The organism is Enterococcus sp. AMC1086, from assembly GCF_058216575.1.
The window spans coordinates 289,043-309,298 of sequence record NZ_CM177100.1; the positions used below are offsets into that span (position 1 = coordinate 289,043).

Consider the following 20,256-nt stretch of genomic DNA (forward strand, 5'->3'; position numbering starts at 1 on the left):
TGACAATATTAGAATTTTTTAATATGATTATCTTCAATAACAAAGCTTTGAGAAAGAGGAGTAACAACACTGAAACTTTTCAGAGAGCTGATGGCACTGCGAATCAGTAAGGGATGGGTTGTGAATGGACTTTCGAGCGAAATGTTGAATCTCAGTAGGCATTTTCGGGAACTCCCGTTATAGAGTAAGGTCGTTGATAGACGACTGATAAGAGGAAAGAATTTCTTTCAAACTTGAGGTGGCACCGTGATTATTTCGCCCTCAAACCACAGATTTTGTGTGGTTTGGGGGCTTATTTTATTGTAAATCACAACTGACTTTGCAAAACGGGTGATGGAACAATATAAGGTGTGCCAAAGGGAAGAAGTAACCTGAATAGGAAGTATCAAACGCAATAATCCTAAAAGATTAGCAGCGAACGGTATCCTAAGTTTACTTTAAAGAGAATATTTTTTTCATTGAGGTGGTACCGTGGATACTATTATTCGCCCTCACAAAACAGATAAAAGTCTGTTTTGTGAGGGCTTTTTGTTTTACCGATAAAAAATAAGAAAAGAGGAAATCACATGCAATTGGTCAAAGAAATAAAAGCCGATTATCTAACGGCGATATCCGCATTTTTAAGAATCCAAGGAACAAACAAATGCCTTTTAGAAAGTATTCCTAGAGATAAAAGCAAAGGGCGGTATTCGATCATCGCGTGGGATGCGGTTTCCGAAATTACTTGTTATGGTCATCAGCTAACAATCAATGGGCAAACTAAAACTGCAAAAGATCCATTAAAAGAAATCGAAACCTATGTATTGCAGAAAGAAGAGATTCTAAAAGAACTTCCCTTCCAAGGAGGTGCAATCGGTTATGTCGGCTATGATGTGATTGCGTGCTATGAAGATTTAGGGAAGATGCCGTTTGATGAATTAAAGGTCCCAGATATTCATTTTTATCTATTCGATTCCTATTTGATTTTTGATCATGTGGGTGAAAAAATCTTTTTGATTGAAGCAGATACTTACTCAAAAAGAGGAAAAGAAACATTAGAAGAGGCAATCAAACAAAAAATAAAAGAATTGCAAACACCAAATGAAGAAGAACAAAAAGAAATCAATTTAAAAAAATTGAATTATCAAAGCAACTTTACCAAAGAACACTTTAAACAAGTCGTCACTAAAGTAAAAGACTATATCAAGCAAGGTGATCTATTTCAGATGGTTCCCTCTCAACGTCTGACAGCAAGCTTTGAAGAAGAGCCTTTCGATTATTACCGCAGATTACGTGTGACCAATCCATCTACCTATCTGTATTTTCTAGATTTTGGTGAAACTTATGTGATTGGATCATCTCCAGAAAGTCTGGTCAGTGTAAAAAATCAAATCGTCACAACAAATCCAATCGCAGGAACACGCAAACGAGGACAAACAGTAGAGGAAGACCTGATTTTAGAACAAGAACTACGCACCGATGAAAAGGAACGCGCAGAACACTTGATGTTGATCGACTTAGGACGTAACGACGTAGGAAAAGTTAGTGAAATAGGTTCTGTGGAAGTTCCTATTTACATGATCGTAGAAAAATATCGGTTCGTTATGCACTTAGTTTCAGTCGTGACAGGCAAACTAAAGAAAGAATTGACTTCGATGGACGCGTTAAAGGCAACAATCCCTGCTGGAACAGTCAGCGGCGCACCAAAAATTCGAGCGATGCAACGCATTTATGAAATAGAACCTGTAAAACGAAATATCTATGCAGGAGCAGTTGGGTATTTATCAAAAAATGATCAAGCCGATTTTGCCATTGCAATTCGAACGATGGTCATTCATAAAAACAAAGCATATGTGCAAGCTGGTGCTGGTATCGTCTATGATTCTGATCCAACGAAAGAGTATGAAGAAACATTGCAAAAAGCCAAGGCACTTTTGGAGGTGGACCAATGATTTTATTGATTGATAACTATGATTCATTTACGTATAATCTGGCGCAATTGATTGGTACTCGGCATGAAGTAGTGATTGTTCGAAATGATGCTGACAATATTTTCGAGTTAGCTGAACAAGCTGCAGCAATCGTCATTTCACCAGGACCTGGAACCCCTAAAGAAACAGGTTATGTAAAAGAAGTAATTCAACAATTTTACCAGCAGAAACCATTATTAGGGATCTGTTTAGGTCATCAAACGATCGGCGAAGTATTTGGTGCCAAGGTAAACGCAGCGAAAGAAATTCGTCATGGGAAACAATCCGACATTACAACAGTCAAAGCAAGTCGACTTTTTAAAGGAATACCAGACGAAAGCTCAGTCATGCGTTATCACTCACTCATAATAGATAAAAAAACACTACCAGAAGAATTCACAGTTACAGCAACCGCGAATGATGATCAGGAAATCATGGCGATCGAACACCAAGAATACCCAATTTTTGGTCTTCAATTCCATCCAGAATCAATCGGAACGCCAATTGGTCCAACAATCATTCAAAATTTTATCCAAGTAATGGAGGGTTCAAAATATGGAAAATTTATTTGAGAAAGTTTTTAGCAAGGAACATTTATCCCGCATAGAAGCACAACAAGTCGCAGAAAAAATCTTTGAAGGTCAATTAACAGATAGTCAAATCGCTGCCTTTTTAACAGCGCTGAAGTGCAAAGGCGAAACAGCAGAAGAAATGGCAGGAATTGCAGAAACGATTCAGCGAAAAGCAGTAACGATCACGTGTCAAAAAGAAAATATCATGGATAATTGCGGGACGGGAGGAGATCAATCAGGTAGTTTCAATATTAGTACAACAGCAGCATTTGTTTTAGCCTCTGGTGGGGTAACAGTTGCCAAACATGGTAATCGCAGTATTTCTAGTAAATCAGGTAGTGCAGATATCTTTGAATGTCTAGGCGTAAATATTAATCTTTCCCCAGAAAAAATAAGTACTGTATTGAATGAAGTGGGATTAGCCTTTCTATTTGCTCCCCATATGCATCCAAAAATGAAATATGTGATGAAGGTTCGCAAAGAATTAGGTACGCCGACGATTTTAAATTTGATTGGTCCATTAACAAATCCAGTGTCGTTAAATTCTCAATTAATGGGAACCTATCGACGAGATTTGTTAGAAGAAACAGCGAAAACATTAAGCGAATTAGGACGTAAACGTGCGGTGGTGGTTAATGGTTCAGGCGGATTGGATGAAGCAACGCTAGCTGGAACGACATATTTTTCTTTATTAAAAGACGGGCAAATCACTATGCATACGATCGAACCAGAAGAAGTTGGTTTTGCTCGTCTTCCCATAGAAGCGATTCGTGGTGGGAATGCCGGACAAAATACGGAGATACTGCTATCTATTTTGAATAATCAAGCAAGTCCCTATTTAGATACAGTTCTATTGAATGCTGGATTAGGTTTTTTCAGTAATGGAAAAGTGCGAACAGTACAAGAAGGGATTGTATTGGCAAAAGATTGTGTAGCCAGTGGTGCGGCTTTGGATAAGTTGCAACAGCTACTTCGAGTACAAAAGGAGGTCGCTTAAATGGATTTTTTAGAAAAAATTATCAACGAAAAAGAACAAGAAGTGAAGATGATGCCTTTAGAAATCGTTCAACCACTAAGAGAAACATACTCGTTTTACCAGCAAGTCAAAAATCATCCTGAAAAGATGCATATCATCGGAGAAGTTAAACGAGCGTCACCGTCAAAAGGCACAATTAATTTGGCTGTAAATGTGGTCGAACAAGCAAAGGCATATGAACAAGCGGGGGTTACAGCCATTTCTGTATTAACAGATGAAGTTTTCTTCAAAGGATCAATCGAGGATTTAAGGAAAGTGGCATCACAAGTGAATTGCCCTGTTTTATGTAAGGACTTTATCATTGATGAAAAACAACTGATTCGGGCAAGAAATGCGGGTGCGACGATAGTTTTATTGATTGTATCAGCGTTGCCTAAACAAAAATTAGAAGAATTATATACAAAAGCCACCAAATTAGGGTTAGAAGTGTTGGTAGAAGTTCATGATGAACAAGAACTAAATATTGCTGAAGCCTTATCTGCACGATTGATCGGTGTGAATAATCGAAATCTAAAAACGTTTGAGGTCTCAATTGGAGTAAGTCAACTACTAGGAAAAAAACAAAAGACAGAAGCTGTTTATATCAGCGAATCTGGTTTTTCGACTGATGAACAAGTGGCTCTTGTGAAAGAAAATTATCAAGCTGTTTTAGTCGGAGAAGGGTTGATGCGAGAAAACGACTCGAAAGCCAAAGTCAGAGAACTGCAGGTAGTACGATGAAAGTGAAAATTTGCGGGTTGAAAACCAAAGAACATGTAGATGTTGCAGTGGCGCATGGGGCAGATTATCTTGGATTTGTATTTGCAGAAAGTAAACGTCAAATCACGCCTGAAAAAGCTAAAAAAATTACGAAAGATGTACCTAAAAAGGTTAAAAAAGTAGGGGTCTTTGTTTCACCCACTCAATCAGAAGTAGAAGAAACTATCCAACAAGCTGGGTTAGATATGGTGCAAATTCATGGTTCTCTGGCAGCAGCGGCGTTTTCGGTACCGCTGATCAGAGCAATACCAGTTATTGAAGTAGGACTAGAAAAAAAAATTAAAGACACAACTGCAGAATTTTTACTTTTCGATGCACCACCGAAACGTTTTGTCGGAGGCAATGGTGAAGTGTTTGATTGGCAGAAACTAGATACACGATTCATCAAAAATAAAAAAATCATCATCGCTGGCGGTTTGACTAGCGAAAATGTACAAAAAGCTAAACAATTATTTGACCCTTATGCTGTGGATGTATCAAGTGGAGTTGAGACAAATGGGGTAAAAGATCCAACAAAAATCATTGCTTTTCTAAAAAAAGCGATCTAGCTTCATGAGCCAGCATCTTAGAAAAAAGACAAAACCTAAATGTGGCAAAGAACGCCACCTCCATGTTTTGCTATTTTTCGTTGATGCTAATCGGCTCATTCAGCTTTAATTATAAGGAGGAATAGTATGTATAATCAACCAAACCAAGGATTTTATGGAGAGTTCGGCGGACAATTCGTTCCAGAAACATTGATGCACGCTGTGAAAGAGTTAGAAGAAGTTTATGAAGCATCGAAAATAGATGATGCTTTTCAAGAAGAGTTAAATTATTACTTAAAGCAATATGTAGGACGGGAAAATCCGTTATATTTTGCGCAACGTTTAACTGATTTTGCTGGTGGTGCTAAGATTTATCTGAAAAGAGAAGACTTGAACCACACTGGTGCTCACAAAATAAACAATACGATTGGGCAAATTTTGCTAGCGAAAAAAATGGGCAAGAAAAAAGTCGTCGCAGAAACGGGCGCTGGTCAACATGGTGTAGCAACTGCTACAGTGGCCGCTTTGTTTGGCATGGAATGTACGATTTTTATGGGAGCCGTCGATGTGGATCGTCAAGCATTGAATGTTTTTCGCATGGAATTATTAGGTGCTAAAGTTGAACGTGTGACTTCTGGAAGTGAAACATTAAAAGATGCAGTCAATGAAGCGTTACGTTTTTGGGTTGCCAATGTTGAAGATACTCACTATGTGATGGGGTCTGTCTTAGGTCCACATCCATTTCCTGAAATTGTCCGAGATTATCAAAGTATTATTGGAATCGAAGCTCGACGCCAATTTTTAGAAGTCGAAAACAAATTACCAGATGCAGTCGTTGCCTGTGTAGGCGGTGGTAGTAATGCAATGGGAATTTTTTATCCATTTATTAATGATGATGTTGCATTGATCGGCGTTGAAGCAGCAGGATTAGGATTGGATACAAAAGCACATGCCGCTTCAATCACCAAAGGAAAAACAGGTGTCCTTCATGGTGCCATGATGAAGCTGCTCCAAGACGAAGATGGTCAAATTTTAGAAGCCTTCTCGATTTCAGCGGGATTGTATTATCCAGGTCTTGGACCTGAGCATTGCCATTTAAACGAAACACAAAGAGCTAGCTACGAGTCGGTGACGGATCAAGAAGCATTGGATGCGTTTAAAATATTATGCCAAACAGAAGGAATCATTCCAGCATTAGAAAGCGCTCATGCTATTAGCCATGCGCTAAAAGTCGCAAAAGAACTTGGATCAGATAAACAACTCATCGTGTGTCTTTCAGGGCGTGGCGATAAAGATGTACAACAAATCAAAGAATTGATGGCAAAGGAGGAAAACCAATGAAATCATTAACGAGGCAACTAAAAGCGAAACAACAAGCCAATGAAACGATTTTTATCCCTTATATCATGGCGGGTGCCCAAGGTCTAGATCAATTAGCGAATGAAATTCAGCTCCTAACAGATGCCGGAGTAAGTGCGATCGAATTAGGAATTCCATTTTCAGATCCAGTGGCAGATGGTCCAGTGATCCAAGCGGCAGGTCTGAGAGCTTTGGAAAATAAAGTAACATTACGAAAAATAATTCAGCAGTTAAAGCAAATCAAAACTACAACACCCTTAGTGATCATGACGTATTTTAACCCGATTTTTGCCTATGGTTTAGAAACATTCATCCAAGATTTAGCCAAAACAGATGTAAAAGGTCTAATCATTCCAGATTTGCCCTATGAGCATCAGGAATTATTAACGCCGCTGTTAAAAGAAAGTGATATTTCGTTGATTCCGTTGATTGCCTTAACAACGCCGAAAGAACGAATCCCGGCATTAGTGGAATCAGGTGAAGGATTTATTTATGCAGTAGCCGTTAATGGTGTAACAGGTGTTGGGCGAAACTATCAAGAAACGTTGGACGAACATTTAGCATATATTCAAAAAGTCAGTGATAAGCCTGTACTAGCAGGATTTGGAGTTTCCTCTAAAGAACATGTCACACGCTTTAGAAAAAGTTGTGCCGGTGTGATTGTGGGGAGTAAGATCGTTCAACTACTTAGTGAAGGGAAAAAAGCCGAAGTTCAAGGGTTTATTGAAGAAGCACTAAATAATTAATTCTAGATTTCTTATTTTTCCTCTTGCCTATGAGACCTTCTTTCTGTAAAGTAGTATAAAAAGCAGGTGAAGTTATGGAAATAGTGATTAATCGAAACTTGATTTTTGCAGAGAATCAACTATTAGAAACCAATCGTTTACGCTTACGCCCTGTAACGATAAACGATGCACATGATATGTATGAATATGCCTCCGATGAAGAGACCGTCACTTATGTTTTTCCAATCCATCAGTCTATTAAAGACACAAAAGAAAGCGTAGCAAACTATTTTATAGCAGCGCCGCTTGGGAAATATGGCATTGAATTAAAAGAGACTGGGAAATTTATCGGAACAATTGATTTACGTGTAGAAGACCAGCATAATATTGCAGAAATCGGCTACGCATTGAATCGAGATTTTTGGGGCAAAGGGTACATGCCGGAAGCAGCAAATGAAATCTTGCGTCTAGGTTTTGAAGAGCTGCAATTGATGCGGATCTTTGCAACTCACGACAGCGACAATCCTCAATCTGGACGTGTAATGGAGAAAATCGGCATGAAAGTAGAAGGAAAGATCCCCAATGCTCGTATGTGGAAAGGCAAAATCGTTACAGACGTGATGCTCGGTATTACTTTAGAGGAATGGCAAAAACGTCATGCCTAAAAGACAGAATAGCTCAGAGGAGAAATGAATACATGTTAATGTTTACTGAAAAAGATTTTGACGTCTTTACAATAGAGGGCCTGGATTCAAGAATGGCTGGTATTCGTTCCACGATCCAACCAAAATTTCAAGAATTAGATGATTATTTTGCTGAAAAAATAGGTGAAAAGCTCGAAACTGAATTTTTCGTCCATATCGCTCAGCATCGTCGCAGAACGGTTTATCCGCCAGAAAATACATGGTCGGCATTAAGTCAAAAAAAACGCGGCTATAAAATGGAAGCACATTTTCAATTAGGTATTTGGCCTGATTATCTTTTCATGTGGTTATCGTTGATCGACAATCCAAAAAACGAAAAAGAAATTGCGCAAGCTTTTTTAGACAATCAAACGTTATTTGAGCAATTGGATGATGATTTTTATCTGTCGATGGATCATACACAACCTGAGATCGAACGTTTGAATGAAGCAGATTTAGAGAAATACTTAACTCGCTTTCGTGATGTGAAAAAAGGGGAATTTCAAATTGGCAGGATTATTAGAAAGACAGATGACTTGTTGAATGATCCAGAAAAAGCGTGTGATTATATGTTGAAAACTTATGAGGACTTATTGCCACTATATCAATTGGCGATTGGATTACAATAAGTAGAGTAATTAAGAAAAACTAGAGCGCCTCTGATAAAACGGATTTTTCGTTTTATCAGAGGCGCTCTAGTTGGCTAAATATTTTTGTCTCGGTTCTTTTGCTACGTTGATTCGAGTATTCTAAAGCCAAACCAAACTATCAAATTCACTTGTTGTAATAGTATACTGCTCAAAGGAGCTTAAAATGAATTGTTTTGGATCATCAAGCTCTATGCTTTTTCGAACTAAAATATCGATACCGGCAGGTGTTAAGAAAGAGCGCTCGAATTTGATGACAAGGATAGTATCAGTGACAGTTAAGACCGACCATTTGCTACTTAAAATCTTTAAAAACCCACGACCTCTCCAAATAAATCGATTTTGTTTATAGGTATCGACTCCAATTATCTGTTTTTGTTGCTTTTTTTTATTTTTATAGCTGACGGTATCCAAAAATGTTAAGGGAGAATTTTCTAGTTTTTCATACTTTATAGTAGGATTGCTTCGTTTGTTAGACAACCAAAGAGGAAAGTTGGTCCCTCGTATTATCCATTCTCCCTCTAGTAGTTCTGGTGAATTTTCCATTTTTTTCTCAACTCCATCTGCTTATTGATCATATTAAAAAGTTGTACAATGTTTTTTACATTATACAGCTTTCAATAAAAGGACTCCAATGCTCAGCTCATTATAAGTTATTGTAGCCCAATCTTATTCAACGGATAATATCGAAAATAAACAACCCCCACGATAGCCTCTTTATCCACAAATCCAAAGTAACGGCTGTCATCTGTTTTTCGGCGATTATCGCCTAATACAAAATATTTTCCCTCTGGCACAATAGTAGCAGGACCCGCTGCACTATTGGCTAAAGTAAAATCGGCAGTCAAAGGTTGACCGTCAGTCAAAGCTTCTTTAAATTCATCTAAATAGGGTTCGTCGTATTTCTTATCATTAATATACAACTGATCATTTTCCATTCGAATCGTATCACCAGGCAGACCAACAACGCGTTTGACGATTCGTTTTCCGCTTCGTGGGCTAGGAAATGTTGCTATATCAAATCGTTTTGGGCTAACTAAAGAGGTCTGCCATAAGCGATCCGATTCATGATAAGTTGGTTCCATCGAAATGCCGACGACTTGCACAGGCGTTAGAATAAACGTCCGCAAAAAAAGTGCAAATAGTAAAATCATTGCAAACTGCATTACTGTATAAAGGGTACCATATTTCTTTTTCATGTAAAAACTCCTTTTTACTTATTGTTTCTTTTAGTATATCAGATTATTTTTGATAAATAAGAAGAAAAATCGAAAAAATTATGTCCTTTTCTTTTTTTTGAAGAAAATACCTAAGCAAATATTTTGTTGTCATTTCTAAACTTTGCTATACTTTCTATAGAACTTATCGATTGATAAGGAGGAGGAAAAATTATGTTTTTAGCTTGGAATGAAATAACGCGCTCAAAATTACGCTATACACTGATTATTGGTGTGATGTTTTTAATCTCTTATTTAGTCTTTTTTTTAACGGGATTAGCGTATGGATTGGCGCAAGATAATCGAACAGCTGTGGATAAATGGCAGGCGGATGGTATCGTCTTGTCTGATGAATCGAATACAAATATCAATATGTCGATGATTCCGATTAAATCAATAGATGAAGTTAAAGCCAAAGAAAAAGCGTCATTAGGGCAAACAGCAGCGGTGATCCAACTAGATAAAAAGAATGCGGAAAAAATCAACGCCAGTTTTTTTGGCATCAACAAAGAGGAATTTTTAATGCCAAATATCATTGAAGGCAAGCCGTTCACAAATGATAATGAAACAGTTGTGGATAACAGTTTGAAAAAAGAAAATGATGTTAAACTTGGAGACACAATAAAACTATCCGGCAGTGACAAAACGCTTAAAGTTGTAGGATTTACAGACAATGCAAAGTTTAATGTCTCACCAGTATTGTATGTATCCACTAACGCATTTCAACAGATTCGTTTTGAAAAATCGGATACTTCAGAAAATGCTCGTGTAAATGCGATTGTTTTTCGTGCAAAAGATGGCTCATTAAAAAATATTGACTTAAAAGACGATGGTTTAACTAGCTACAGCATCAAAAAATTTATCAATGAGTTACCAGGATATAGTGCTCAAGTGCTGACATTTGGGTTTATGATCGGATTCTTGATCGTGATTGCGGCAATTGTTATAGGGATTTTTATTTATGTCTTGACCATGCAAAAAGCAAATATCTTTGGCATTATGAAAGCACAAGGGATTTCTGGAATGTATATTGCCGTCTCTGTGATTGTACAAACCTTTGTGTTAGCATTTTTGGGGATAAGTATAGGTTTACTTGGTACGGTAGGAACAGCATTAGTGCTACCAACAGCTGTTCCATTTCAAACGAACTGGCTGTTTTTCCTGTCGATAGGCGGAATCATGCTGGTTATTGCGGTATTAGGTGCACTGTTCTCAGTTCGAACGATCGTCAAAATCGATCCGTTGAAAGCAATTGGATAGAAAAGGAGCGAATGTATAATGAAGGCAATCGAATTTTCAGCTGTTGATAAACAGTTTTTAGATGGCGACACGACAATAGAAGCGTTGAAATCCACAAATTTTTCTGTGGAAAAGGGTCAGTTTGTCGCAGTGATCGGTCCAAGTGGTTCTGGAAAAAGTACGTTTTTAACACTTGCAGGGGGCTTACAAACTCCGACAAGTGGCGAAGTTAAGATAAATAACGATGCATTTAGCAAACAAAATGAAAAAACACGCTCTAAGATTCGTTTTTCCGAAATTGGGTTTATTTTGCAAGCATCCAATTTGGTTCCATTTTTAACTGTGGAAAAACAGTTACGTTTAGTGGATAAAGTCAAAAAAGAGAAAACTAATATGGATAAGGTCAACAAGTTATTAACAGAGCTTGGAATTGAAAAGTTAAAGAAAAAATACCCCGATGAAATTTCTGGTGGGGAACGTCAGCGAGTGGCGATCGCTCGGGCATTGTATAATGATCCATCCATTATCTTAGCGGATGAACCCACAGCAAGTTTAGATTCGGATAGAGCATTTGAAGTGGTAAAGATTTTAGCTCGAGAAACGAAAGAAAAAAATAAAGCAACGATCATGGTAACGCATGATCAGCGCTTGATTGAATTTTGTGATGAAGTATTTGTGATGAAAGATGGCGTATTGGAAAAACAAAAATCATAAAAAAGGGTGTGGGACAAAAGGAACGTTCACTTTTGTTTCACACCCTAACTGTGAATAAATGGCAGGAACAGAAGCAATCCTTTCGGGGAAAAGTTTCTGTTTCAGCTTTTTTTTGTATAAAAAAACTTGCTCAATAAAGCTTGAGCAAGTTTTTCTAAAAAGAGTAGATGGACGTTTTTCGCCCAACTCAATATAAATCTTAAAGTTTTTGGTTGTAGTATTCAACGACAAGAGCTTCGTCGATATCAGGATATAATTCATCACGTTCTGGTAAACGAGTGAAGCTTCCTTCTAATTTTTCAGCGTCAAAGCTTACAAATGCTGGACGTCCAACAGTAGCTTCAACAGCTTCTTTTAAAGTTACGATGTTTTGAGATTTTTCACGAACAGAAATCACTTGACCAACTTCAACGTGGTATGAAGGGATATCTACGCGTTTGCCATCTACAGTAACGTGACCGTGGTTTACTAATTGACGTGCTTGACGACGAGTAGTTGCAAGGCCTAAACGGTAAACGACGTTATCTAAACGTTGTTCTAGTAAGATCATGAAGTTAACACCGTGTTTACCTTCTTTGATCTTGCTTGCTTTAATAAACAAGTTAACGAATTGACGTTCGTTCATACCGTACATATGACGTAATTTTTGTTTTTCAGTTAATTGCATACCGTATTCAGAAACTTTACCACGGCTGTTTGGTCCGTGTTGTCCTGGTTTGTATGGGCGACGTGCTAGTTCTTTACCAGTTCCTGATAGAGAGATACCTAGACGACGAGAGATTTTCCATGATGGTCCTGTATAACGTGACATTAAAAATTCCTCCAATAAAATAAGTTTTTTGGAGTAAAATAATCTTCTGAAAAATTCATATTCGTTCAGTTCATTCTTCAACCTTCGCCCTTTGCAGCCGTGGTTACGCAGTTGAACCTGAAGAGAAAAGCTAAACATCAAGGCAATGAACTGTTGACGAGCTATTATTTTTCTGCTGCATTATTTTACACAAAGATTAGTATAACGCAAAAAAGAGGATAACTCAAGCTTTTTCCAAAAGACAAAACAATTTAAAAAACGTCGTTATCTTTAAATAATTGTGAAAGTAGTAGAGTTCTATTATATTAGGTATAGATAGGAAGATAATCAAGTTATCGTCCATGAAGTTCTCTATTCTTAATCACTAAATCACATCAATTCAATAAAATCGTTCTTTTATCTTAGAAAGCACTAGACAAAACGCTTGCTAGTCTTTAAAATGATAAAGGATGTTTTTGAAAATATGAGATGAAAACAAATTGAAAAGGAGAAACACAATGAAACCTGTATCGCCATTATTTGAGCAGATCGACAAATCAATTAGTAAAAAAATGAACTTATTCCAAAATAGTTTTATGCGCTACGCTTTTCGCGCTGTGCTAGCTTGTATGTTTTTGACCTTAGGAACAGCTGTGGCTTTTGGAATCGCAATGAAAGGCGAAGATATGGCACATGGCTTAGGCAAGATACTTTATGCGTTTATGTTTAGCTGGTCACTTGTTATGATTTTGTATATGAATGCTGAACTAGGAACCTCGAACATGCTGTATATGACAGTTGGTGTTTATCGCAAAAAAATCAATTTGTCTTTTGCGGCCAAAATTTTAGTTACGTGTATTCTATTTAACTTAGTCGGTGGTGTTTTCTTTGGTTATTTGATTTCATTGACGGTTCCTTATCAAGATTTAGCATCAGATAGTTTCTTCTTTACTTCGATTGCTGGAAAATTAGATAAAACCACAACACAGATTTTAGTAGAAGGTATTTTTGCGAACATTGTGGTCAATACTGCTGTATTAGTGAGTATGCGTATGAAAGATGATGCTGGTAAAGTTGCTGCAATCATTTTCATCATTTTTATCTTTGCTTTTTTAGGCTATGAACACGTTATCGCCAACTTCCCTGCGTTTAGTTTAGCGTATTTTGCTTCTCACGGAACAATGGCAGCAATGACTGTTGGCAGTGTGGCACACAATCTATTCTTTGCCTTGATTGGTAACTTTATCGGTGGTGGCTTAGTGATGGGATTGGGTTATGCATGGCTGAACAATGCAGATACCACTTATTTAGATTAAGAAATTTTGAAGCTGAGGCGGATTTTCCGTTTCAGTTTTTTTGCTGTCTAACGTTATTTCAAGTAAGATAGAAGAAAGAAGAAAAAGGAGCAGTGAAATGGATGAAGTGATTTTTCCAAAAAATAAAGACAAGGCGGAGCAAATGTCGGCATACATGAAGCATTTATTTCCTTTTGCAGGCATTCCTGCATCTGAGCGTGCTATATTGGAAAAAGAGCTCTTAAAAGCCAGCAAAAAATTACCGTTTTCAGAGTTATTTGACTTAATTAGTTTTTATTATAATAAACGAGAGCGAGAATACCAATATGTCGCAATCGATTTAGCAACGGCTAACTACAAACGATTCTCTTTTGAAGAAATGCTGCGATTTAAACCTTTTGTTGTAGAAAAGGTTTGGTGGGATAGCGTAGATGCGTGGCGTAAATTTTTTGGACTTTGGGGATTTCACTATTTAGAAGAAATGCCTCAGTTATTTGACGCCTTTTTTGCTGAAGAGAATTTTTGGCACAGGCGAATTGCCATCAATTTGCAATTGTTATATAAAGAAAAAACAAATACTGTGTTATTGAAAAAAGCCATCATTTATGATAAAACTACAGATGAGTTCTTTATTCAAAAAGCAATTGGCTGGTCTTTGCGTCAACATAGTAAAATTGATCCATCTTGGGTCGAAGACTTGATCAAGTCAACTGATTTAAGCCCATTAGCTATTAGAGAGGGCAGTAAGTATTTGCCAAAAACATAGAAAGCGAGCGAGTTATTACGCCATGAGAAGAAAACTTTTTGCATTTGATATTGATGGAACATTGCTTGGAACCGACAGACAACCGTTGGAGAGCACACGAGAAGCATTAAAGATGTTAAGACAACAAGGACATCTTGTAACAATTGCAACAGGTCGCAGCCGTTTTATGGCGCAAGATATTATTTTAGACTTAGATTTTTCCAATTATGTCCTTTGTAATGGAGCAGCCGCATTTTTAGATCATGAACAGTATTACCAAAATCTACTAGACCAAGACGAATTAAACCGTTTTGCCAAAGAAGTAGAAAAAAGAGAAATCGGATTGGCTTATGTTGGTTTAGATGATGTGAAAAAAAATAATCATCACCGTCGTGCTCAAGTGGCTGAAGCGATGGGATCAATCGATTTTAAAGCACCAGAATATGATTTGAATTTCCAAAAAGAAAATGATGTGTATCAAGCATTGGCTTTCTATGATGATTCAGCAGAGGGGATTTTTGATCGTGAATTTTCTAAATTCCGATTTATTCGCTGGCATTCTGAAAGTGTGGATATTGTCCCTAAGAATGGCTCTAAAGCTGCGACTTTACTGAATTTAGCAGACCGTGTTGGGATTGCTCGTGAAGATATCGTTGCGTTTGGCGATGGTGAAAACGACCGTGAAATGCTACGAGAAGCTGGAATTGGTGTAGCAATGGGGAATGCTTTGTCTCATATTCAAAAAGAAGCAAAAATCGTGACAGATACCAATGATAATGATGGAATCTGGAAAGCGTTGAAAGAATTAAAGGCGATTTAACGATAATAAAAAGTGATCTATACAAACTCAAACGGTTTTGTACAGATCACTTTTTTTAGTCAATCACCAAAACGCCATCTTTCAAAGCATAAGGATTTTCTGCATTGATGTGATCATAAAACATCACACCATTTAAATGATCGATTTCATGTTGAACGACGATTGCTTCATAATTTTTTAAACGAATTTTGTGTTTCTCACCAGTTGCATCTACATAAGAGAGCGTGATTTTATTATGGCGGACTACATAACCTGGCACTTCACGGTCGACAGATAAACAACCTTCCCCTTCACCCAGACAAGCATCTTGAACGGAGTGGCTTAAAATTTTAGGGTTATACATTACTGCGCTCAATGTTGGTTCAGGATTTTCCAAATCACTATTTGGTACATGTACTGCGATGATACGTTTAGAAATATCTAATTGAGGTGCAGCTAAACCGACGCCGCCTCGTAAGCCTAATTCTTCTGCTTTAACAGGATCCTGACTGTTTTTTAAAAATTCCATCATTTTTTCGCCTAATTTTATATCTTCATCAGATTGTGGCACAGCTACTTCTTTGGCCACTTCTCTAAGTGTTGGGTTTCCTTCGCGGATAATATCCTCCATGGTAATCATAGGATAATCCCTCCTTCTATAGTTAAAAGTCTAGATCAGTCTCAGTTTGAAACTAAATCTTTCCATCAATGTATTTATTCGCCTATACAGTTTATCACAAAATTATTAGTAGTGGGAATAAATTGATCAAAAAACAGGAAGGAAATTGAGCTGGGTCTTGCATTATGAACAACTTTCCTGTAAAGTGTAACTGTATGAAAACATACCGTCTATTACTTGGTTGTGCGAATCACCAACGCATTACTCAGTAAGAAGATGACTATTAAAGAAGAGGTGAAAAACATGGCAATGTCAAAAGAAAAGAAAAACGAAATCATTAGCGAATACGCGCGTCATGAAGGAGATACTGGTTCACCAGAAGTACAGATTGCTGTATTGACTGCTGATATCAATCACTTGAATGAACACGCTCGCGTTCACAAAAAAGATCACCATTCTTACCGTGGACTAATGAAAAAAATTGGTCACCGTCGTAACTTGTTAGCTTACTTACGTAAGACTGACATCCAACGTTACCGCGTATTGATCGAACGTTTAGGATTACGTCGTTAATCAAACACTGGAAAAGCGAGATTCATAATGAACCTCGCTTTTTAGCTTATTTAAAAGCAAAGGTCTAGTTATCCTTAAAATACTAAAAAATCATTATCTTTGGAAGGGTGGAATGAATCTACTAACCAAATAAAAGGACTCAATTTTTTGAATCTTTTCATTTGTTTAGTAGCAGTCTAACTTTTCCGAAGAATCGAAGGAGAAGAGATATATGTCAGAAAAACAAGTATTCAAAACAACTTGGGGCGGACGTCCATTACAAGTTGAAGTCGGCCAATTAGCCAAACAGGCAAATGGCGCAGTATTAGTTCGTTATGGGGAGACCGTCGTATTAAGTGCGGCTGTTGCTTCAAAAGATGCGAGAGATTTTGATTTCTTTCCATTGACAGTGAATTACGAAGAAAAAATGTACTCCGTAGGTAAAATTCCTGGTGGATTTATCAAACGTGAAGGTCGTCCAAGCGAACGTGCTACATTGACAGCTCGTCTGATCGACCGTCCGATTCGTCCAATGTTTGCGGAAGGATTTCGTAATGAAGTTCAAATCACAAATACTGTAATGAGCGTGGAACAAGACTGCACACCAGAAATGGCGGCAATGTTTGGTTCATCACTGGCGTTAGCAATTTCAGATATTCCATTTGACGGACCGATTGCAGGTGTTGATGTCGGTCGTGTTGATGGTGAATACGTATTGAACCCAACAGTTGAACAATCTGAAAAAACAGATATCGAATTAACAGTTGCTGGAACGAAAAAAGCCATTAACATGGTTGAAAGTGGTGCCAAAGAAGTATCTGAAGAAGATATGCTAGGTGCGTTACTTTTCGGTTTTGACGCCATCAAAGAATTAGTGGCTTTCCAAGAAGAAATCGTTGCCGCTGTTGGTAAAGAAAAAATGGAAATCAAATTATTACAAGTTGATGCTGACTTGAAAAAAGAAATATTCGATGCCTACTACGCTTCAATGAAAGAAGCCGTGATGACAGAAGAAAAATTAGCTCGCGAAGTCAATATCGATGCAATCAAAGATCAATTAAAAGAAGCGTATGCTGAAAAATTTGCTGGTCATGAAGAAGAAGCGCAAGTAGGAAAAGAAGTAAAACAAATCGCTGAAGATTTAGAAAAAGACGTGGTTCGTGAATTGATTACGATCGATAAAATCCGTCCTGATGGCCGTAAATTAGACGAAATCCGTCCATTGGCTTCAGAAGTTGGCATTTTACCACGTGTTCATGGCTCTGGTTTATTTACTCGAGGACAAACACAAGCGTTGTCTGTAGTGACCTTAGCACCACTTGGCGAACATCAAATCATTGATGGATTAGGTGTAGAAGATAGCAAACGTTTCATTCATCATTATAATTTTCCGCAATTTTCTGTAGGTTCAACAGGTCGTGCTGGATCACCTGGCCGTCGTGAAATCGGTCACGGTGCTTTAGGTGAACGTGCGATGGCACAAATTATTCCTGATGAAGCTGATTTCCCATACATGATCCGTGTGGTATCAGAAGTCTTAGAATCAAATGGTTCTTCTTCACAAGCAAGTATCTGTGCAGGAATCTTAGCATTGATGGATGCTGGTGTGCCGATCAAAGCACCAGTTGCAGGAATTGCAATGGGTCTTGTCAGTGATGGCGAAAACTATACAATTTTAACAGATATCCAAGGATTAGAAGATCACTTAGGCGACATGGACTTTAAAGTTGCTGGAACAAAAGATGGAATTACAGCCTTGCAAATGGATATCAAAATCCAAGGGATCACTGAACAAATCTTGACAGAAGCATTAACTCAAGCGAAAAAAGCACGTATGGAAATTCTTGCTGAATTGACATCAACGTTAGCTGAACCTCGTCCAGAGTTAAGCAAATACGCACCGAAAATCGAAATGATCCAAATTGCTCCAGCAAAAATCAAAGATGTTATTGGTAAAGGCGGAGAAACAATCAATGGTATCATTGATGAAACGGGTGTTAAGATCGATATCGATCAAGAAGGTAATGTAAGTATTGCCTCTGCTGATGCTGATATGATCAAAAAAGCAATCAAGATCATTGAAGAATTAACAAAAGAAGTGGAAGTTGGACAAGTTTATCTTGGTAAAGTCGTTCGTATCGAAAAATTTGGTGCCTTTGTTAATTTGATCAAAGGAAAAGATGGTTTAGTTCATATTTCTCAATTAGCCAATGAACGAGTAAACAATGTAGAAGACGTTGTGAAACTTGGCGATGAAGTACTTGTAAAAGTTACCGAAATCGATAAACAAGGTCGTGTGAACGTATCACGCAAAGCATTGTTGACTGAAGAAAATAAAGAAAAATAAGCAATACACGTTGCGTTTGATTTTACTTTTCTAACAGAGTGAGGCATTTAGCCTACTCTGTTTTTTCTTGGAAATGAGCTTTATTTAATAAAAATAGGTAAAGACGCACCACAGCTCTTTTGTTTGCCTCTAATTAGTGGTAAAATTATTGCTATCAGTCTAAAGATTATTCGGGGTGTCGATGTGAAAAAATTTAATCCAAATAAAAATATAATTATCACGCTGATCGTAGTGATTATCGTGGTTACGATCATTAGTTTGACTGCAGCTCACAGAGCAAACAGCGGAAAAGCCAATCTTGGTCAATCAGCAGTCAACGATAGCGTAGGGTTTGTTGACAAAGTGATTTCATTTCCAGGTAAAGTCATCGGAAGCGGAGTATCATCAATCAGCACACTTTTTAAGACCTATGACGAAAATGAACGCTTAAAAGAAAGAATCGATGGATATGGTGAACTTTCTATCCAAAATGATAACTTAAAAAAAGAAAACGAAACATTAAAAAAAGAATTAGAATTAAACGAAACATTGGGGAATTATGAAAAAGTAACAGCAACAGTTATTACTCGTTCACCGGATATGTGGCAAGATTTATTAGTTGTTGACCGAGGTTCAAATGACGGTATCAAACCAAATATGGCAGTTTTAGCCCAAAAAGGGTTGATTGGTCGGGTGGTTGAAGTGAATGCGACGTCTTCTAAAGTAGAACTATTAACATCTAAAAATCAAAATTCTAACCATTTCCCAGTTAAAGTCAATTCTGAAAATGGAGATTCATATGGCCTTTTGAAAAATTACAATGATAAAGATAATACATTGATCATCAGCCAGTTAGTAGGAGATATGGAGATCAAAGAAGGTGATGTTGTTCAAACATCTGGGCTAGGTCAAAATTCTCCAGCGAATTTACCAGTTGGTGTGGTTCAAAAAGTGAAACCAGACAGTTTTGGTTTAGATCGTGAAGTTTATGTTAAGCCTTATGCTGAAATGTATAATATCCCCGTTGTAACGATCATTAAGAGACTAGCTGGAGCGGGGGAGTAAGATGCAAGTGATCCGAAAAGAAAATGTTAAATACTATGCGCCAGTAGTTTTCTTTGTACTGATGCTGATCGATGGTCAATTGACTCAAGCTGCGCGGAATGTAACTGATAATGTTTATTTTCCAAATGCTCATTTCCTGTTGCTGGCTTTTTTGATGGCAGTCCCTAATCTGTCTAGACGTTATTTACTAATTACGGCGATTATCTTGGGGATGATTTGCGACAGTTATTATATCGGGATCATTGGTATTTATACTGTTGCACTGACGGCAACAGTTATGATGATGTACCGATTCCAACGAGTGGTTCACACAAATCTGCTAACAGCATTTTTTGGTATGATTATTTTTGTAACTACGTATGAATTGATTGCAATGGGACTCCAAATTATTTTTCATATATCAAATGTTGCACCATTATTATTTATCACGAAGGTTTTAGGTCCAACGTTGCTTTTTAATATGTTGATATTTGTTATTTTTTCCTATCCACTAAAAAGATTATTCGCTAACGAGTAGTCTTTTTCTTTTTTTGAATTTGGGGATGTTGCGAAAAATCGTTATTTAACATTATGAATTTCTAGTGTGTTGAATAATATCAAACGTTATTTAATTATGTTGCATGAAACAATTTTGTAAT

The 20,256-nt window shown here is 37.4% G+C and carries 22 protein-coding genes and 1 other annotated feature; of the genes, 18 read left to right on the forward strand and 4 right to left on the reverse strand.

Going from position 1 to position 20,256, the window contains the following annotated elements; translation table 11 throughout:
- The first annotated feature begins 38 nt into the window (after positions 1-38).
- Positions 39-266 (forward strand) — a binding site (T-box leader).
- 300 nt (positions 267-566) lie between these two features.
- From trpE to AC4BC4_RS01465, 9 genes are all read left to right on the forward strand, one after another.
- A complete protein-coding gene (gene trpE, locus AC4BC4_RS01425) occupies positions 567-1,931 on the forward strand; it encodes an anthranilate synthase component I (protein WP_438757581.1) in 1,365 nt (454 codons plus the stop codon).
- Positions 1,928-2,521, forward strand: coding sequence for an anthranilate synthase component II (locus AC4BC4_RS01430; RefSeq protein ID WP_490476536.1), 594 nt, complete (start codon positions 1,928-1,930; stop codon positions 2,519-2,521). Before trpE ends, AC4BC4_RS01430 begins: the two co-directional genes overlap by 4 nt.
- Entirely contained in the window at positions 2,505-3,518 is a 1,014-nt protein-coding gene (trpD, locus tag AC4BC4_RS01435) for an anthranilate phosphoribosyltransferase (RefSeq protein ID WP_490476537.1), read from the forward strand. The genes AC4BC4_RS01430 and trpD overlap by 17 nt, the downstream gene beginning before the upstream one ends.
- Positions 3,519-4,277 carry an indole-3-glycerol phosphate synthase TrpC gene (trpC, locus tag AC4BC4_RS01440; protein WP_490476538.1) on the forward strand — a complete coding sequence of 253 codons (759 nt, stop codon included), beginning with the start codon at positions 3,519-3,521 and terminating at the stop codon, positions 4,275-4,277.
- A complete protein-coding gene (locus AC4BC4_RS01445) occupies positions 4,274-4,864 on the forward strand; it encodes a phosphoribosylanthranilate isomerase (protein ID WP_438757577.1) in 591 nt (196 codons plus the stop codon). The genes trpC and AC4BC4_RS01445 overlap by 4 nt, the downstream gene beginning before the upstream one ends.
- A gap of 126 nt (positions 4,865-4,990) precedes the next feature.
- Entirely contained in the window at positions 4,991-6,184 is a 1,194-nt protein-coding gene (gene trpB / locus AC4BC4_RS01450) for a tryptophan synthase subunit beta (RefSeq protein WP_490476539.1), read from the forward strand.
- The gene (gene trpA, locus AC4BC4_RS01455; RefSeq protein WP_490476540.1) at positions 6,181-6,948 is read left to right on the forward strand and encodes a tryptophan synthase subunit alpha; all 768 of its coding nucleotides are present in this window, start codon (positions 6,181-6,183) and stop codon (positions 6,946-6,948) included. Before trpB ends, trpA begins: the two co-directional genes overlap by 4 nt.
- Positions 6,949-7,022: 74 nt before the next feature.
- Positions 7,023-7,592 (forward strand): GNAT family N-acetyltransferase, encoded by a 570-nt coding sequence (locus tag AC4BC4_RS01460; RefSeq protein ID WP_490476541.1) that lies wholly within the window; start codon positions 7,023-7,025, stop codon positions 7,590-7,592.
- Between the two features lie 32 nt (positions 7,593-7,624).
- A complete protein-coding gene (locus tag AC4BC4_RS01465; RefSeq protein WP_490476542.1) occupies positions 7,625-8,239 on the forward strand; it encodes a DUF1054 domain-containing protein in 615 nt (204 codons plus the stop codon).
- Between the two features lie 120 nt (positions 8,240-8,359).
- On the opposite strand, the gene AC4BC4_RS01470 is transcribed toward AC4BC4_RS01465, so the two are convergent.
- Together AC4BC4_RS01470 and lepB are read right to left on the reverse strand one after the other, a co-directional pair.
- On the reverse strand, positions 8,360-8,803 hold the full coding sequence (locus AC4BC4_RS01470) for a hypothetical protein (protein ID WP_490476543.1): 444 nt from the start codon (positions 8,801-8,803) through the stop codon (positions 8,360-8,362).
- A 107-nt stretch (positions 8,804-8,910) separates the two neighbouring features.
- Positions 8,911-9,456 carry a signal peptidase I gene (lepB, locus tag AC4BC4_RS01475; RefSeq protein ID WP_438757571.1) on the reverse strand — a complete coding sequence of 182 codons (546 nt, stop codon included), beginning with the start codon at positions 9,454-9,456 and terminating at the stop codon, positions 8,911-8,913.
- Positions 9,457-9,648: 192 nt separating this feature from the next.
- Here lepB and AC4BC4_RS01480 point away from each other — a divergent pair, with 192 nt between their 5' ends.
- Both AC4BC4_RS01480 and AC4BC4_RS01485 read left to right on the forward strand, forming a co-directional pair.
- Entirely contained in the window at positions 9,649-10,734 is a 1,086-nt protein-coding gene (locus AC4BC4_RS01480; RefSeq protein WP_438757570.1) for an ABC transporter permease, read from the forward strand.
- 18 nt (positions 10,735-10,752) lie between these two features.
- Positions 10,753-11,427: an ABC transporter ATP-binding protein gene (locus AC4BC4_RS01485; protein WP_490476544.1), complete on the forward strand. Its 675-nt coding sequence runs from the start codon at positions 10,753-10,755 to the stop codon at positions 11,425-11,427.
- A gap of 199 nt (positions 11,428-11,626) precedes the next feature.
- Here AC4BC4_RS01485 and rpsD read toward each other — a convergent pair whose 3' ends face one another.
- A complete protein-coding gene (rpsD, locus tag AC4BC4_RS01490) occupies positions 11,627-12,238 on the reverse strand; it encodes a 30S ribosomal protein S4 (protein WP_438757568.1) in 612 nt (203 codons plus the stop codon).
- 497 nt (positions 12,239-12,735) lie between these two features.
- Between rpsD and AC4BC4_RS01495 the strand changes: the two genes are divergently transcribed.
- The 3 genes from AC4BC4_RS01495 (at position 12,736) to AC4BC4_RS01505 (ending at position 15,077) form a co-directional block, all read left to right on the forward strand.
- On the forward strand, positions 12,736-13,533 hold the full coding sequence (locus AC4BC4_RS01495) for a formate/nitrite transporter family protein (RefSeq protein ID WP_438757567.1): 798 nt from the start codon (positions 12,736-12,738) through the stop codon (positions 13,531-13,533).
- A 97-nt stretch (positions 13,534-13,630) separates the two neighbouring features.
- Complete coding sequence (locus AC4BC4_RS01500) at positions 13,631-14,278, forward strand: DNA alkylation repair protein (RefSeq protein ID WP_490476545.1); 648 nt, start codon at positions 13,631-13,633, stop codon at positions 14,276-14,278.
- A 22-nt stretch (positions 14,279-14,300) separates the two neighbouring features.
- The gene (locus tag AC4BC4_RS01505; RefSeq protein WP_438757565.1) at positions 14,301-15,077 is read left to right on the forward strand and encodes a Cof-type HAD-IIB family hydrolase; all 777 of its coding nucleotides are present in this window, start codon (positions 14,301-14,303) and stop codon (positions 15,075-15,077) included.
- A gap of 55 nt (positions 15,078-15,132) precedes the next feature.
- Here AC4BC4_RS01505 and def read toward each other — a convergent pair whose 3' ends face one another.
- Positions 15,133-15,696 carry a peptide deformylase gene (gene def / locus AC4BC4_RS01510; protein WP_490476546.1) on the reverse strand — a complete coding sequence of 188 codons (564 nt, stop codon included), beginning with the start codon at positions 15,694-15,696 and terminating at the stop codon, positions 15,133-15,135.
- A 282-nt stretch (positions 15,697-15,978) separates the two neighbouring features.
- On the opposite strand from def, the gene rpsO reads away from it, so the two are divergent.
- From rpsO to mreD, 4 genes are all read left to right on the forward strand, one after another.
- On the forward strand, positions 15,979-16,248 hold the full coding sequence (rpsO, locus tag AC4BC4_RS01515) for a 30S ribosomal protein S15 (RefSeq protein ID WP_010770485.1): 270 nt from the start codon (positions 15,979-15,981) through the stop codon (positions 16,246-16,248).
- Positions 16,249-16,459: 211 nt separating this feature from the next.
- The gene (gene pnp / locus AC4BC4_RS01520; RefSeq protein ID WP_438757563.1) at positions 16,460-18,574 is read left to right on the forward strand and encodes a polyribonucleotide nucleotidyltransferase; all 2,115 of its coding nucleotides are present in this window, start codon (positions 16,460-16,462) and stop codon (positions 18,572-18,574) included.
- 183 nt (positions 18,575-18,757) lie between these two features.
- The gene (gene mreC / locus AC4BC4_RS01525; RefSeq protein ID WP_438757562.1) at positions 18,758-19,618 is read left to right on the forward strand and encodes a rod shape-determining protein MreC; all 861 of its coding nucleotides are present in this window, start codon (positions 18,758-18,760) and stop codon (positions 19,616-19,618) included.
- A gap of 7 nt (positions 19,619-19,625) precedes the next feature.
- Complete coding sequence (gene mreD, locus AC4BC4_RS01530) at positions 19,626-20,135, forward strand: rod shape-determining protein MreD (RefSeq protein ID WP_438758840.1); 510 nt, start codon at positions 19,626-19,628, stop codon at positions 20,133-20,135.
- Positions 20,136-20,256: the final 121 nt, after the last annotated feature.

What these genes read in the sequence shown, in the direction of transcription:
- AC4BC4_RS01485 (WP_490476544.1), top strand. Translation starts at nt 10,753, where the DNA reads ATGAAGGCAATCGAATTTTCAGCTGTTGATAAACAGTTTTTAGATGGC.
- trpA (WP_490476540.1), top strand. Translation starts at nt 6,181, where the DNA reads ATGAAATCATTAACGAGGCAACTAAAAGCGAAACAACAAGCCAATGAA.
- def (WP_490476546.1), bottom strand. Translation starts at nt 15,696, where the DNA reads ATGATTACCATGGAGGATATTATCCGCGAAGGAAACCCAACACTTAGA.
- rpsD (WP_438757568.1), bottom strand. Translation starts at nt 12,238, where the DNA reads ATGTCACGTTATACAGGACCATCATGGAAAATCTCTCGTCGTCTAGGT.
- pnp (WP_438757563.1), top strand. Translation starts at nt 16,460, where the DNA reads ATGTCAGAAAAACAAGTATTCAAAACAACTTGGGGCGGACGTCCATTA.
- AC4BC4_RS01460 (WP_490476541.1), top strand. Translation starts at nt 7,023, where the DNA reads ATGGAAATAGTGATTAATCGAAACTTGATTTTTGCAGAGAATCAACTA.
- trpE (WP_438757581.1), top strand. Translation starts at nt 567, where the DNA reads ATGCAATTGGTCAAAGAAATAAAAGCCGATTATCTAACGGCGATATCC.
- trpD (WP_490476537.1), top strand. Translation starts at nt 2,505, where the DNA reads ATGGAAAATTTATTTGAGAAAGTTTTTAGCAAGGAACATTTATCCCGC.
- AC4BC4_RS01445 (WP_438757577.1), top strand. Translation starts at nt 4,274, where the DNA reads ATGAAAGTGAAAATTTGCGGGTTGAAAACCAAAGAACATGTAGATGTT.
- trpB (WP_490476539.1), top strand. Translation starts at nt 4,991, where the DNA reads ATGTATAATCAACCAAACCAAGGATTTTATGGAGAGTTCGGCGGACAA.
- AC4BC4_RS01470 (WP_490476543.1), bottom strand. Translation starts at nt 8,803, where the DNA reads ATGGAAAATTCACCAGAACTACTAGAGGGAGAATGGATAATACGAGGG.
- rpsO (WP_010770485.1), top strand. Translation starts at nt 15,979, where the DNA reads ATGGCAATGTCAAAAGAAAAGAAAAACGAAATCATTAGCGAATACGCG.
- AC4BC4_RS01480 (WP_438757570.1), top strand. Translation starts at nt 9,649, where the DNA reads ATGTTTTTAGCTTGGAATGAAATAACGCGCTCAAAATTACGCTATACA.
- AC4BC4_RS01430 (WP_490476536.1), top strand. Translation starts at nt 1,928, where the DNA reads ATGATTTTATTGATTGATAACTATGATTCATTTACGTATAATCTGGCG.
- AC4BC4_RS01500 (WP_490476545.1), top strand. Translation starts at nt 13,631, where the DNA reads ATGGATGAAGTGATTTTTCCAAAAAATAAAGACAAGGCGGAGCAAATG.
- trpC (WP_490476538.1), top strand. Translation starts at nt 3,519, where the DNA reads ATGGATTTTTTAGAAAAAATTATCAACGAAAAAGAACAAGAAGTGAAG.
- lepB (WP_438757571.1), bottom strand. Translation starts at nt 9,456, where the DNA reads ATGAAAAAGAAATATGGTACCCTTTATACAGTAATGCAGTTTGCAATG.
- AC4BC4_RS01505 (WP_438757565.1), top strand. Translation starts at nt 14,301, where the DNA reads ATGAGAAGAAAACTTTTTGCATTTGATATTGATGGAACATTGCTTGGA.
- AC4BC4_RS01495 (WP_438757567.1), top strand. Translation starts at nt 12,736, where the DNA reads ATGAAACCTGTATCGCCATTATTTGAGCAGATCGACAAATCAATTAGT.
- AC4BC4_RS01465 (WP_490476542.1), top strand. Translation starts at nt 7,625, where the DNA reads ATGTTAATGTTTACTGAAAAAGATTTTGACGTCTTTACAATAGAGGGC.